Below are 9,861 nucleotides of genomic sequence, written 5' to 3'. Positions count from 1 at the left end.
TTACAATATAGTCTTGGTCAAAATAACATATGTGTGTGACAAATAAAGGGAAACATGTACAAGTTGATTTCGTAATAATGATTTAAATGTCTAGATAAGGGGATGGAGTATGAGTGAATTAGAAATTAGGTTGGAGCGTCTTAGGGAAGAACAAATAGGCGATATTGTATCATTATCTTCTTATATTGGTTGGGATTATAACAGAGAAGAAATTGAGACTATTTTTAACGCAGGGATTGTATACGGTGTTTGGAATGAGAAAGAGGAACTAATTGCTAGCGCGGCAATAATATTATATGGGGAGAAATTAGCATCTATCGGAATGGTGATTGTACATCCAGATTATAAGGGGAGAGGGATTGGAAAGATAATAACGGAAGCGTGCGTTAAAAGCGTATCAGCTCATACTCCAATTATGCTTATTGCTACGGATGAAGGGAAACCTTTATATGAAAAGTTAGGATTTAGGGCAGTAAGTTATGTTTCTAAATACATATGTAACTCATACAATGCGAAACATTATTGTGTAAGAAATGAAGATTATGTGATGAATTATGAAGAGGGTGATTTAGAAAAAATAATAAAAATAGATGAATATGCGTTTGGAACAAATAGAAAAGAGTTTTTAAAGAAAAGAATTATGCAAAGTGAACAGTGTATCGTTGTAAAGGACAAGGAACAAAATGTATTAGGTTACGGTTTAAGCATACAAACGCCAGAAAATAAAATAATAGGACCAGTCGTTGCTAAAAATAATGCGATGGCAATGAGAATAGTACATAATTTAGCAAGAGGGCATAATGGGAGATTAAGAATGGATGTACCAGAAGGAAAGAAAGATTTCACGAAAGAATTAGAGATTGCTGGTTTTAAAAAGGTGAATACACCACCAATTATGATGAAAAATAGCGGTCAATTATTAAAAAGGAATAATGAGTTATATAGCATTGCAGCACAAATTTTTGGGTGAAAAAGAATCCTTCTGAATGAAGGATTCTTTTTCGCTAATCACGATATTGATCATGAGTCGGCTGAAAGAGGTCTTCCTCGATATCTCTCACCATAGAAAAATGATCAACGTTATAATGACCGTGTAAAGTTTTATTGTGATGACCAATAATTTGTTCTGCAGACAATACGTTAGAATCAGTTGTTGAATGACCGTTTTTAATTAATGTAACGTCAAATCCTTGTACAGTTGCTGCTCTAACTGCAGTGTCAATGCAATGTTCTGTTTTACATCCGCCTATAACAATATGATTAATGTTTTCTTCTTTTAAAAGTTCAAGTAAAGAAGTGCCGTAGAATGAATTGGTTGCTGCTTTATTAATAAAGATTGCAGACTGGGGTACTTGAATTTGATTATGTACTTCAAATCCTTCGCCACTACCAGAAGCAACATCGATATCTCTTATGAAAACAATAAGAGCATTTGAATCTATTGCTTTCTGCAGGGCTATATTTAGTGTAGATAATAGCTCAGTTTTACGAAAAACTTCATTTTCTTGCTCATTTCCATCAATTAATTCTTGCTGAGCGTCGATAATTAATAGTGCTTGTTTCATCGTGTCTCCCCTTTAATATGAAATAAGTTCCACTGTACATATTCCTTCAGATTGTTAGAAAATCCTCCATTGTAAGCGAAGTAGAAGATTGATTTACAAAGTTGTCAAAGAAATTTCATTCTCATAGCGTGTAAAAACATGTATGATAGGAGATGGAGAATTTTTGAGTAGGTGGGAATAACATGCAAACAGTAGAAGATTATCTTTCATTCTTACATACGAAAGGATTTAAATTATCAGAGGAAGCACAAGGGTTTATTATGTTTGGACAAGGATATACTGGTGCGTCTGATGGGATTGTGAACGCAGCAATAGAAGCCACAATTAAACATCAATTGCAGTTTGATGGTAGTTATTTCGTTGCGTTATTAGAACGATTGAAAGAGGAAGAAATTACAGATAAAAAAAGCGCTAAGGCTTTTATGCGGAAGTTACAAGCGTAACTTCACGCAGCCTGCGCTTCTTTTTTTGTTTTGGAAGGTAATTCAACAAAAATCATGCCTAGAAAAATACATAGACATCCGATAATAGCAGAAATAGAAAGTTGTTCATTTGCAACGAGAACGCCTGTTAATGCAGCAAAAACGGGCTCCATTGCGAAAATAATTGCTACTCTCGTTGGAGAAGTGTGTTTTTGTGCCGATGTTTGAATGAAAAAAGCAATAGATGTTGCAAACAGGGCAGTTAGAAAGAGTGCGAATAAAAAGGATTGATTCGTCCATAGTGATACTGAAAATAACTTTTCCCAATCTTCAAACAAGAAAGCGCAAATAGAAGAAAATATACCAACAGCTAATACTTGAGATGTGCTTAATAATAAAGGTGATATTTTTTTAGAAAAGAAGCCGTTAATAAGAATATGGGCAGCGAAAGCGACTGCACAACCAAGAACAAGTATATCTCCTATATTTAATTGGAAAGAATCAGCAGCTGTTAATAAGTACAAACCTGTTGTAGCTACAGCAATACCAAGTATGATGAAAATGGTGGCTTTTTGTTTTAAAAAGATAAATGATAAGATTGGGACCATAACAATGCTTAGCCCAGTTAAGAAACCTGCTTTTGAAGAAGTTGTATAGAGTAAGCCAAATGTTTGTAATAAATAGCCGACAAATAAGAAGAACCCAACCATTAATCCAGCTAAACTACTATGTTTTAATTCTTGTTTTGAAGTTTTCTGTGAGAAAATAATTTGAACGAATAATAAAATAATTCCAGCGAATAAAAAGCGAATACCATTAAACGTAAATGGACCAACGAAAGACATAGCGTTTTGAACGACAACAAACGTAGCTCCCCAAATGAAAGAGACAAATAATAAAGCAAGAGGAGCAATCCACTCTTTTTTCACACTCATACCCCCGTTAATTTTGTAAGATAGCTTTTCTAGCTAATTCATCAGCTACTTTATTTTGACTACTTGGAATCCACTTAATAAAAAAGAGATCGAAGTTTTTTATGTACTGCAGCGCTTCATCTAAAAGAGGTGCAAATATTTTATTTTTTGCGTATTCCTTTTCAACAGCCCGTTCGACAAGCTGGGAATCTGTACGAAAAGAGACAGTGCTATAATTATGCTCGATGCAATATTTTAATGCTAGAAGTAAAGCGCGGTATTCTGCTTCATGATTGGACATTGTTCCAAGTGGTACTGATAATTGTACAGGCGGCTGAACGCCTTTAATAAACACTCCTGCACCAGAAGGACCAGGATTTCCTTTTGATGCACCATCAATATATACTTCAATCAAAATGAGAAACCTCCAAATTATAAGATTATCCCCTACTTAAATGCTTTTTGAAGTAGGGGATAGAGTAGTTATCCGATTGTGATGCTGTAACGACATGTAAATGTTTCATTCGCTTGTAAAGATTGAATTCCCTTTTTGTCCTTGAAATCTTTTGCTGGATTTACTTCATCAGCGATTCCATACCAAGGTTCAATACATAAGAAAGGTGCGTTATCCCCTGGTGTCCATACGCCAACAAATGGGAATCCATCAAATTCCACTTTTACAAATTTATTATGTTTATGAGAACGAATCGAAATTTCATTCGTATTCATATGTTCAAAAATAAGTGCATCATTTTTGAATAAATCATATGTAAGTGGCAATTCAGTCGTATTTTCAGCGATTAATTGCTTTTTGTTTGAAAGATAAGGTCCTTCTAATACGCTTGTTTCTAAGCGTTCCGAACCATTAAACGATAAGTGATAATCTGTAAATGATTCACCGTCCAATAAAGGGAAGTTGAATCCAGGATGTGCTCCGATTGAGAAGAACATTTCTTTAGAAGTAGGATTGTTTACTTCATATGTTACATGAACACTTTGTCCATCTAGCTCATAAGAAACGAGTAATTCGAATTCGTATGGGTATTTTTTTAATGTTTCTTCATTACTAGTAACGATATAAGTGATCTTTGTTTCGCTTTGTTCTTTCACGGAGAAAGTAAGATCACGAGCGAAACCGTGTTGTGTTAATGAATATGGTTTACCGTCTACGTAGTATGTATTATCTACTAATCGACCGACAATTGGGAACAAAATTGGTGCACGGCGTCCCCAATAAGTAGAATCACCTTGCCATAAATATTCTATGTTGTCTTCTTTTAAGCGAACGCTCTGTAATTCTGCACCTTTGTCAGAAATGGAAACGATCACTTTTTTATTTTGAATTGTTGCTGTCATGAAGTGAAACCTCCTAAATCTTTCATATGCTTTATTATACGTTGTCTAAAAGAAAAAAGGTAGTTCACGATAGGAATCTATTGACGAAAGAGGGGCTACCACGTAAAATATAATCTTGTTGCTTAAAAAACGAATAACGTGGTTCGAAACCATCCCACGTAAAAAAACTAAGGAGATTTTGTCATGAATATTAGAACATTAGTCGGTAATGGTATTTTAGCGGCATTATATATTGCTGTTTCTATGCTTATTCAGCCATTTGGCTTTACGAATGTACAGTTTCGTATTTCAGAGATGTTTAATCATCTCGTTGTATTTAACAAGAAAGCAATTTACGGAATTGTATTAGGTGTATTTTTAACGAATCTCTTTTTCTCACCTATGATCGCTTATGATTTAGTATTTGGAGTAGGTCAATCTATTCTTGCATTAGTTGCAACGATTATTTCTATGCGGTTTATTAAAGGTGTTTGGGCTCGTATGATTTTTAATACAGTTATCTTTACGATTACAATGTTTATGATTGCAATTGAACTTCATCTTGCATTTGATCTACCATTTATGTGGACTTGGTTAACATGTGCAGCAGGTGAATTCGTAGTAATGGCGATTGGTATGCCTGTAATGTACTGGATTAATAAGCGAGTACAATTTGAAAGATTTATGTAATAGATGAAAGAGCCATTCCTTATATAGGATGGCTCTTTTTGTATGTGATTATATTGAATATAATACTGTGACTCTTGATAAAATATAATAAAATAAAGTGAGGCTTCAATTAGCCGGATAAATAAGAAGTCTTACATAAGGGGAATGTAGTATGAAATATAAAATTCATTGGTTGTATAAAACGAAGCGCGGATTGCAGACGGAATTAACGACAGGGTATATGAACATAGAAGAAGTACTTCAATTTGCAGAGGATTTTGAGAAAACAGGAAGAGTAAAAGAATTTTCATTTTATGATGAAATGGACGCAGAATGGTCATTAAAAGAGATGAAAAAGTTAAGTAAGCAAGTAGAGGAAGAGCCCCAAGAAATACTCGTTTATTTTGATGGTGGGTATGATGTGCAAACGAAAGAAGCTGGCATTGGTATATGTGTGTATTATAAAAAAGGAAATACAAACTACCGCATTCGCCGCAATGCATATATAGAAGGTATATATGATAATAATGAAGCGGAATATGCATCATTATTATACGGTATGAATATACTCGAGGAACTAGGGATTAAGTATGAAGCAGTTACACTTCGCGGAGACTCACAAGTGGTACTGCAGCAATTAGCCGGAGAATGGCCTTGTTATGATGAACATTTAAATCATTATTTAGACCAAATTGAGCAAAAGGCGAAGCAAATGAAATTAAAACTTATATGTGAGCCGATATCTAGAAAACAAAATAAAGAAGCACATCAATTAGCTACGCAAGCATTGGAAGGAACAGTTATTGATAGTCATAAAGAAATAACTGAATAGAGAGGTGCAAAGGTGGATAAAAAGCAACTCATTACAGAGGTAAATGACTTATTAGAAACGTATTGTGAAGGCTGTTTTTTGCGAGAACATAATCGAAAGACAAATAGTAAATATTATGCTCATTCATTTTGTATAAGGCAATGTACAGTTGGAGAAACATTGAAAAAGTATGGGGACCAGTTGTCATGAAAAACATCCAGAGAAAATTCTCTGGATGTTTTTTAGTGTCTTGCTTCGTTTAGTTGATGCTCACATTTATTTAATTTCTTTTCCTCATTCATTAAAAATGGTTCATCTAAATCAGTTGCAACAGATTTCATAATTTCAAGCTGAGAGCGAGCTGCTTCTACAGCAGTAGTAGCATGCTCTAATGTATCTGGATCCATTGAAATTGTTGCTGATCCTACCATTTTTTGTGCTGTTTCTACACGGAATTTCACTTCTTCAAAATCATTTACTTCTGATCCCATTAATAATTCCTCCTTTGTATAGTGCGCATTTCACATAGTTTTTGCTCTGTAAAACGGAAATATACAAAGGAATAACAAAGGAGGTTACCAAGTAAGGTAACCTCCTGTTATATGTTGGATTAAAGTTTTACTACGTTAGCAGCTTGAGGTCCGCGGTTACCTTCAGTAATGTCGAAAGATACTTCTTGACCTTCTTCTAAAGCTTTGTAGCCGTCGCCTTGAATAGCAGAGAAATGTACGAATACATCGTCAGCGCCTTCCATTTCGATAAATCCAAAACCTTTTTCGTTGTTAAACCATTTTACTTTTCCTTGCATGTTACAATTCCTCCTAAAAGCGTTTACTATTTTCATTTAGTGAAATTCATTTTAAAAAAATAATATAAACTAAAAATGCTATATTCTTGAATATTCTGCTAAATGATTAATTTAAATATACACGAATTGGGAGAATTTAGTCAAGTAAGCGATTTTATTTTTTTGTATTTTTAAATAATTTTTCAGTCAAATTTTTAAATAGGTATAGGACAGGCCGAGTATGTAATATTCTTAATTGAATGCTATACATAATGAGGTGAAAGAATGAATAAGTCTTACTTATTAGATAATGAAGGAATGAGAACGAGAACCGACATACCGGATTGGGTTGCAAAAGAATTTGAGATTTTTTCAAATGTTGTGTTAGAACCAACTTTTCCATGTTATTTCGGTTTAACAGCTTTGAAAAAGAATGAACTTCGTTATTCATTTCTTTCTCATAATGATTGGAGTCATTTACCACATACAATGTTATCTTTTTTAGAGTTAATGAAAGAGAGGCCGATTGTAAGAAGGGGCTTTTTCCTTTTTGTAGAACCGGAATGTGAAGAACAGCCACTCGAATATTACCGTTATTCCTTTTGGAAAGTGTTACAGTATTTACATGAAAACGATAATCAAGCATGGCCAAAGCAAATTCCTGAAGATCCAGACCATTATTTATGGGAATTTTCATTTGGTGGTGAGCCAATATTCGCATTTGGAAATGCGCCAGCTTATAAACAACGAAAAACTAGACATTTAGGGAATTCTCTCGTTATTGGGTTTCAGCCACGCACTATTTTTGATGGATTAGAGGGAGATCGTCCTAAAGGAGCATATTCAAGACAAATGGTTCGTGAGCGAGTTGAAAAGTGGGATCAATTGCCGAAACATCCTAACATTAGTCATTATGGTGACCCAGAGCATCGTGAATGGAAACAATATTTCATAGGAGACGATGTAGAGCCAATAAAAGGGAAATGTCCTTTTCTTCATAGGATAGAAAAGTAAGAGCCATCACCTAGATGGCTCTTTTGTATATTTTGGATAAAAAAGGGTATTTTATTATGAAAGCTAGTCTATTTTTTCAAATTACATCATTAACTAGTAGTAAAGAGAGTAGAAAGGATAGAGCGATGTTTGGAGCAATTATACAGCAAATCGTATTAGGTATATCATTAGCTGCGCCAGTAGGGCCGATTAATATTGAAATGTTAAAACGAGGAATTGAACGTGGGTTTTGGCACGCTTGGGTTGTTGGAATTGGTGGAATGACTGCAGATGTTTTATTTATGCTGCTCATTTATTTCGGTTTATCTTCTGTGTTTATGTATACATATGTACAAGCCTTCATGTATTGCACGGGTTTTTTCTTGTTATTTTATTTAGGATTTCAAAGTGTAAAACAAGGAATTTTCGACTCGAATATGGAATATAAAAAAGAAGAGGTAGGTGGCCTTAAGCAATCGTTTATGGCAGGATTTTTAATTGCGATATCCAATCCATTAAATCTTGTTTTTTGGTTTGGTATATACGGAAGTACACTTAGCTCATTACTTACGAAGGTAACGAAACAAGAAGCTTTTTTGTACAGTCTTTGCATTATTGTTGGTATTATTTTATGGAATTTAAATATTGCTTTTTCTGTACATTTTGGAAGAACTTTATTAAAACCAAAAGCGCTTGGCTACATAACAGCCGGAGCAGGTATTATTTTAGTAGGTTACTCTATACATTTTGCATACAAAGCTTTACAGTTGTTCACATAAGATTGAAGGGGAGATTTTTATGTATCGAACCACTATTGACGGAAAAGAAATTATAATTACGTTAGCGCCAAAAATCCGAAAAGAAATTACTGATAGAAATCCACTATATGAAGCGGTATTTCATAATGCTGCAAGATTGTTACAAACAAAGCAACCGACGTTTGCAGTAAATCATGAAATATTTGGGCTCATTATTGGAGAAGTGCAAAGAGGAGGAGTAACAGTGTTTGCAGTGGAACATATTATTCCGAAGCAAAATATATTTGGACCAAACAATTTTTTCTCGACAATAGAACAGCAGGCAAATTTGTAAAGTGAATAGAATAAGAATAGAAAAGAAATAGTCGTAACGATATGTTGCGGCTGTTTTTTTGGAAAAGGGGGAAACAAGATGAAGAAAGTGGGGAAAGAGTTCTTTTTACAACATGATATCGTTATTATGTATAGCATTCTATTTGTTTTCATTATTATTTTAAAAATGCAATTTTTTACGTGGTTTGGCATGTTAGCATGTATGTTTGGGATTGTTTTCTATACACTTAATGAATATATGACACATCGTTTTTTATTCCATATAAAGCCACCTAAAAACACATTTCTATTAAAAATGTTAAGAAGATTGCATTATGATCACCACGTATATCCAGATGATTTAAAACTTTTGTTTTTACCTGTATGGTTTAGTATACCTAGTTTTACTATATATTTACTTATAGCATATGGTATTACAAAAAGTGTTACTATTACACTTTCATTTGGAATCGGAATGATTATTATGCTGCTCGTTTACGAATGGAAACATTATATTGCTCATAGACCGATTCGTCCCGTCACTAAGTTTGGAAGATGGCTAAAAAAACAACATATATTACACCATTATAAAAATGAAAAGTTTTGGTTTGGTGTTTCAAATCCAGTATTCGATTTTATATTTGGAACACTGAAAGACGGAAAAGATGTTGAGCTAAGCGAAACGGCTCGTAATTTAGAAAAGGAAAAAAAGACAAAAGTAGTGCGTTAAGCACTGCTTTTGTCTTAATGAGGATAAATAAGTAAAGTGTCACTTTATTTTGAAAAAGTATATTAAAAATTTAGGGGAAATTGCCGAAAAATGTCTATCAAAAAATCTTTGCATGAATGCATGGATTGTCTAAAATGAATATAAGTTTCTGAATATTTATAAAATTTAGCCTTTAGGTATGCAAGGGGGAAGTGTATTTCAAGTAAGAGAGGGGATCGGTTAATGAAACGAGACGATACGTCAGCACGTAAGTTGCAAAATGAGGTGAATTATACAGAGGTCGTTCAGTCGGAAGAATTTCAATTGTTATTAAATACGAAAAAGAAGTTTATCATTCCAATGAGTATTTTCTTTTTTAGTTTTTTTATCGCATTACCTATTCTAACATCGTATTCAAAGGTGCTTAATACACCTGCATTTGGAGACGTTACATGGGCGTGGGTATTTGCTTTTTCCCAATTTATCATGACATGGGCACTATGTATGATTTATAGCAAAAAAGCAGAATCATTTGATGAAATCTCCCGAAAAATTCTGCAAGATATGCAAAAAGGGAGGGGCTGAA

The 9,861-nt window shown here is 33.8% G+C and carries 16 protein-coding genes and 1 riboswitch; of the genes, 10 read left to right on the top strand and 6 right to left on the bottom strand.

The genetic code is table 11. From position 1 onward, the window contains the following. Positions 1–109: 109 nt before the first annotated feature. A complete protein-coding gene (locus tag ACTFSL_RS01220; protein WP_088338374.1) occupies positions 110–970 on the top strand; it encodes a GNAT family N-acetyltransferase in 861 nt (286 codons plus the stop codon). A 34-nt stretch (positions 971–1,004) separates the two neighbouring features. Here ACTFSL_RS01220 and ACTFSL_RS01215 read toward each other — a convergent pair whose 3' ends face one another. Then, positions 1,005–1,565, bottom strand: coding sequence for a cysteine hydrolase family protein (locus tag ACTFSL_RS01215; RefSeq protein ID WP_088338375.1), 561 nt, complete (start codon positions 1,563–1,565; stop codon positions 1,005–1,007). Positions 1,566–1,747: 182 nt separating this feature from the next. Between ACTFSL_RS01215 and ACTFSL_RS01210 the strand changes: the two genes are divergently transcribed. Continuing rightward, positions 1,748–2,008, top strand: a complete 261-nt coding sequence (locus tag ACTFSL_RS01210) for a DUF6123 family protein (RefSeq protein WP_001195212.1) — start codon at positions 1,748–1,750, stop codon at positions 2,006–2,008. A 2-nt stretch (positions 2,009–2,010) separates the two neighbouring features. Here the strand turns inward: ACTFSL_RS01210 and ACTFSL_RS01205 are convergent, their stop codons facing one another. The 3 genes from ACTFSL_RS01205 to ACTFSL_RS01195 all read right to left on the bottom strand — a co-directional run bounded on the left by ACTFSL_RS01205 (position 2,011) and on the right by ACTFSL_RS01195 (position 4,257). Continuing rightward, the gene (locus ACTFSL_RS01205; RefSeq protein ID WP_000712605.1) at positions 2,011–2,916 is read right to left on the bottom strand and encodes a DMT family transporter; all 906 of its coding nucleotides are present in this window, start codon (positions 2,914–2,916) and stop codon (positions 2,011–2,013) included. Between the two features lie 13 nt (positions 2,917–2,929). Beyond that, positions 2,930–3,316 (bottom strand): reverse transcriptase-like protein, encoded by a 387-nt coding sequence (locus ACTFSL_RS01200; RefSeq protein ID WP_000573880.1) that lies wholly within the window; start codon positions 3,314–3,316, stop codon positions 2,930–2,932. A 68-nt stretch (positions 3,317–3,384) separates the two neighbouring features. Continuing rightward, positions 3,385–4,257, bottom strand: coding sequence for an aldose 1-epimerase family protein (locus tag ACTFSL_RS01195; protein WP_063536023.1), 873 nt, complete (start codon positions 4,255–4,257; stop codon positions 3,385–3,387). A gap of 132 nt (positions 4,258–4,389) precedes the next feature. Then, a riboswitch (PreQ1 riboswitch) is annotated at positions 4,390–4,434 on the top strand. A 6-nt stretch (positions 4,435–4,440) separates the two neighbouring features. Here ACTFSL_RS01195 and ACTFSL_RS01190 point away from each other — a divergent pair. From ACTFSL_RS01190 to ACTFSL_RS01180, 3 genes are all read left to right on the top strand, one after another. Beyond that, positions 4,441–4,926: a QueT transporter family protein gene (locus tag ACTFSL_RS01190; protein ID WP_001026471.1), complete on the top strand. Its 486-nt coding sequence runs from the start codon at positions 4,441–4,443 to the stop codon at positions 4,924–4,926. Between the two features lie 151 nt (positions 4,927–5,077). After that, positions 5,078–5,737: a ribonuclease H family protein gene (locus ACTFSL_RS01185; RefSeq protein WP_000875559.1), complete on the top strand. Its 660-nt coding sequence runs from the start codon at positions 5,078–5,080 to the stop codon at positions 5,735–5,737. 12 nt (positions 5,738–5,749) lie between these two features. Then, positions 5,750–5,926, top strand: coding sequence for a zinc-finger domain-containing protein (locus tag ACTFSL_RS01180; protein WP_002023738.1), 177 nt, complete (start codon positions 5,750–5,752; stop codon positions 5,924–5,926). 32 nt (positions 5,927–5,958) lie between these two features. Here the strand turns inward: ACTFSL_RS01180 and ACTFSL_RS01175 are convergent, their stop codons facing one another. After that, a complete protein-coding gene (locus ACTFSL_RS01175) occupies positions 5,959–6,207 on the bottom strand; it encodes a DUF2564 family protein (RefSeq protein WP_000534392.1) in 249 nt (82 codons plus the stop codon). A 119-nt stretch (positions 6,208–6,326) separates the two neighbouring features. Then, positions 6,327–6,524, bottom strand: a complete 198-nt coding sequence (gene cspB / locus ACTFSL_RS01170) for a cold shock-like protein CspB (RefSeq protein WP_001161731.1) — start codon at positions 6,522–6,524, stop codon at positions 6,327–6,329. 264 nt (positions 6,525–6,788) lie between these two features. Here cspB and ACTFSL_RS01165 point away from each other — a divergent pair, with 264 nt between their 5' ends. The 5 genes from ACTFSL_RS01165 (at position 6,789) to ACTFSL_RS01145 (ending at position 9,860) form a co-directional block, all read left to right on the top strand. Further along, positions 6,789–7,517, top strand: a complete 729-nt coding sequence (locus ACTFSL_RS01165; RefSeq protein WP_119683166.1) for a YqcI/YcgG family protein — start codon at positions 6,789–6,791, stop codon at positions 7,515–7,517. A gap of 14 nt (positions 7,518–7,531) precedes the next feature. Next, on the top strand, positions 7,532–8,275 hold the full coding sequence (locus ACTFSL_RS01160) for a LysE family transporter (protein WP_001196841.1): 744 nt from the start codon (positions 7,532–7,534) through the stop codon (positions 8,273–8,275). A gap of 19 nt (positions 8,276–8,294) precedes the next feature. Next, positions 8,295–8,588, top strand: a complete 294-nt coding sequence (locus ACTFSL_RS01155; RefSeq protein ID WP_000286365.1) for a hypothetical protein — start codon at positions 8,295–8,297, stop codon at positions 8,586–8,588. Between the two features lie 78 nt (positions 8,589–8,666). Beyond that, a complete protein-coding gene (locus ACTFSL_RS01150) occupies positions 8,667–9,296 on the top strand; it encodes a sterol desaturase family protein (protein WP_000755401.1) in 630 nt (209 codons plus the stop codon). Positions 9,297–9,518: 222 nt separating this feature from the next. Next, positions 9,519–9,860 carry a DUF485 domain-containing protein gene (locus ACTFSL_RS01145; RefSeq protein WP_000817366.1) on the top strand — a complete coding sequence of 114 codons (342 nt, stop codon included), beginning with the start codon at positions 9,519–9,521 and terminating at the stop codon, positions 9,858–9,860. The last annotated feature ends 1 nt before the right edge of the window (position 9,861 follow it).

It is taken from the genome of Bacillus cereus group sp. MYBK108-1 (assembly GCF_051917185.1).
GTDB classification, from domain to species: Bacteria; Bacillota; Bacilli; order Bacillales; family Bacillaceae_G; genus Bacillus_A; species Bacillus_A cereus.
This window is presented reverse-complemented; position numbering and strand designations above follow the sequence as displayed.